This is a genomic window from Craterilacuibacter sp. (assembly GCF_051659485.1).
In the GTDB taxonomy this organism is placed as follows: Bacteria; Pseudomonadota; Gammaproteobacteria; order Burkholderiales; family Chromobacteriaceae; genus Craterilacuibacter.
Map to the genome: position 1 here is coordinate 1 of NZ_JBOFOO010000294.1, position 2,898 is coordinate 2,898.

Sequence of the window (2,898 nt, forward strand, 5' to 3'; positions counted from 1 at the left end):
CCACACCGGGGTGGCGCGCCACCAGCAGCACCGCGAGTTCCGCCAGCAAAAACCCCACCAGATAGGCACCTGCGTCACCGGCGAAGATCATGCCGCGCGGGAAGTTCCATACCAGAAAACCCAGCATGGCAGCGGCAGCGGCCAGACACAGCGCCAGCAAGGGTGTATCGCCCACCGCCAGCGAGACATAAGCCAGCGCACAGAAAGCCAGCAGTGCCACGCCGCCCATCAGGCCGTTATAGCCGTCGATAATATTGATCGAATGGCACACCCCGCCGGCAGCGAAGATGGTCAGCAACATGGCGGCGACGGGGAAACTGGCCAGCAAGGGATCGATACCGGGAATACCCAGCGCCGGCAGGATGCCGCCTACGCTCCAGATGGCGATGGCGGCCGAGGCAAATGCGGCTAGCAGGCGGATCAGCGGGCTGACTTTTTTGGTCAGGTCTTCCACCAGGCCCGCCAGAAAAACCGGGCCGGCCGCCAGCAACACGCCCCAATACAGACGATACTCGGCCTCTAGCCCGGCCAACAGCAATAAAGCACCGCCCGCCAGCAAGCCTGCCAGCACCGGCACGCCACCGATACGCGGCGTGGGTGCGGCGTGAAATTTCTGCACCCCACCGAGGTCATGGTCCATAGACAGGTGTGCATGCAGATGCTGGGTGCGGATCAGCAGCATGCCGGTGAATAGCGAAACCAGCAGCGCGGTAAATGCGATGGCCAATAACATCCAAAATATCCAATAGTTGATCCAAAAATAAGCAAAAGCCGTCATTGCTTGGCAGGCGGGTATTGTAATGGATTAATGCCTGTGATGGCTTGCGCTTTGCTTCCCCTTGCTCAGGCCGTAAAATGCCGCATGCCTTTTGCCTCCCGCCTGACCGAAGCCCTGTTGTCCTTCTCGCGCCACCACAAGATGGCGCTATTGATGCTGCTCGATACCCTGCTGCTGCCGCTGGCCTTATGGTCGGCGGTGATGCTGCGCCTGGGCGGGGTGTGGGACCCCAAGCTTGATCCGTTCTGGTGGATTTTTCTGGTGCCGCCGCTGTGGGTGATGCCCATCTTCATCAAGCTCGGCCTGTACCGCGCGGTGCTCAAGTATGTGGACGACAAGCTGGTAACGACGGTGTTCTCCGGCGTCAGTCTGGCGGTGCTGCTATTGATGGCGGTGATCATGATGGCCGGCATTACGCCGTTCCCGCGTACCTCCATCATTATCTTCTGGGTGTTCGCCATGGCCTATATCGGCGCCAGCCGCTTTGTGCTGCGCGGGCTGATCCGCCGCATCGACGCCCACGATGCACCACGCCTGCCGGTGCTGATTTACGGTGCCGGCCACGCCGGGGTGCAGCTGATGCTGGCCTTGCAGGCCGGGCGCGAATACCGGCCACTGGCTTTTGTCGACGATAACCCGCAGCTATGGCGCCGCACCTTTCGCGGCGTGGCGGTGCATGCGCCGGCCGAGCTGCCGTTATTAATCGCCGAATTCGCACCCAAGGCCATTTTGCTGGCCATGCCCTCGGTCGGGCGTTCGCGCCAGCGCGACATCCTGCAGGCGCTGGAAGCACACCATATCCCGATCAAGAGCCTGCCCGGCATGGCCGATCTGGTCAGCGGCAAGGCAAGCTACGACCAACTGCGCGAGATCGACATCGAAGACCTGCTGGGCCGCGACCCGGTGCCGCCACGCGCCGACCTGCTATCGGCCAATATCGGCGGCAAGGTGGTGCTGGTCACCGGTGCCGGCGGCTCGATCGGTTCGGAGCTGTGCCGCCAGATTGCCGCGCTGTCTCCCAAGCATCTGCTGCTGTTCGAATTGTCCGAGTTTGCGCTGTACAACATCCATCAGGAACTGCAGCAGAGCGCGCCCGGGCTTGCCATCACCCCGCTGCTGGGCTCGGTAAGCGATTACGACCGCCTGCTGTCGGTGATGACCGGCTTTAAGGTCGAGACGGTGTATCACGCCGCCGCCTACAAGCATGTGCCGATGGTGGAATACAATCCGGTGGCCGGCATCCTCAACAATGCCTTCGGCACCCAGACCTGTGCCCAGGCGGCGCAGGCCGCCGGCCTTGCCACCTTTGTACTGATTTCCACCGACAAGGCGGTGCGCCCCACCAATGTGATGGGCGCGACCAAACGTCTGGCCGAGCTATGCCTGCAGGCACTCAGCGAAGCCGGCAGCCGCACCCGCTTCGTGATGGTGCGCTTTGGCAATGTGCTGGGCAGCTCGGGCTCGGTGGTGCCGCTATTCAAGCAGCAGATCGCCGGCGGCGGGCCGATCACCCTCACCCACCCCGACATCACCCGCTATTTCATGACCATCCCCGAGGCGGCGCAGCTGGTGATACAGGCCGGTGCCATGGGGGGCGGTGGCGACGTATTTGTGCTGGATATGGGCGAGCCGGTGAAGATCATCGATCTGGCACGACGGTTGGTGCATCTGTCGGGGCTGGAAGTCAAAGACACGCAGCAGCCCAAGGGCGACATCGAAATCCGCTGCACCGGCCTGCGCCCCGGCGAAAAGCTGTACGAAGAGCTACTGATAGGCGACAACACCCTGCCGACCCCGCACACCCGTATCCTGCGGGCACAGGAACATTGCCTGCCGCTAGCCGAGTTGCAAGCGCATATGAGCCGGCTCAAGCTCGCCTGCGACGAACTGGATGCCGGGCTGGCGTTTACGCTGATGCAGGAAGTGGTGCAGGAATTCAAGCCCAGCGCACAAACGGCAGACTGGCTGGTGGCCGCCAGCCGCGAGGATGTGGCGGGTTGATCGTCTCAAAAACTCGCGGCTGAAGCCGCTCCTACACCGGTCTACCCCGTAGGAGCGGCTACAGCCGCGAATTGTTCAATCCCAAACCGATGCCAGCCAAGCAGCCAAAAGCGCCCTCA

At 62.5% G+C, this 2,898-nt stretch carries 2 protein-coding genes; one reads left to right on the forward strand and one right to left on the reverse strand.

What is annotated here, in order from left to right:
* Positions 1-733 (reverse strand): MraY family glycosyltransferase (locus tag ACRC1E_RS10270; protein ID WP_438515001.1); only part of this gene is annotated, 733 nt, incomplete at its 3' end.
* A 129-nt stretch (positions 734-862) separates the two neighbouring features.
* On the opposite strand from ACRC1E_RS10270, the gene ACRC1E_RS10275 reads away from it, so the two are divergent.
* Positions 863-2,779 carry a polysaccharide biosynthesis protein gene (locus tag ACRC1E_RS10275; RefSeq protein ID WP_438515002.1) on the forward strand — a complete coding sequence of 639 codons (1,917 nt, stop codon included), beginning with the start codon at positions 863-865 and terminating at the stop codon, positions 2,777-2,779.
* Positions 2,780-2,898: the final 119 nt, after the last annotated feature.

Excerpts from the sequence above, each read along its gene's own strand:
- ACRC1E_RS10275 (WP_438515002.1), top strand. The coding sequence starts at position 863 with ATGCCTTTTGCCTCCCGCCTGACCGAAGCCCTGTTGTCCTTCTCGCGC.